Consider the following 275-nt stretch of genomic DNA (forward strand, 5'->3'; position numbering starts at 1 on the left):
GATCACGTCCGCGCCCTGTTCGATGCTCCAGCCGATCGCCAGCGCCAGCGCGCGGGCGCTGGTCTTCAGCGCGTCGTGGAACACGCGCACCGGCAGGATCAGCGCGTCCGGCGCCTTTTCCTGGATGGCGGCGGTCACGGCCGTGCCGTGGCCGAGCCGGTCCAGCGTGGCGTCGGCTTCTTCTGACAGGGTGCCGTCCGAAGCGATGGCCGCGCCCGGCAGCAGCTTCACGCCGTCGATATGTGGATGATCGGGGTGGACGCCGCTGTCGATCA

General features: G+C 70.2%; 1 pseudogene. It reads right to left on the minus strand.

The features are described 5' to 3' along the window. A pseudogene (locus B3547_RS11230) lies at positions 1-273 on the minus strand (hypothetical protein); the annotation flags it as partial. Positions 274-275: the final 2 nt, after the last annotated feature.

This window comes from Novosphingobium sp. UBA1939, assembly GCF_002336885.1.
In the GTDB taxonomy this organism is placed as follows: Bacteria; Pseudomonadota; Alphaproteobacteria; order Sphingomonadales; family Sphingomonadaceae; genus Novosphingobium.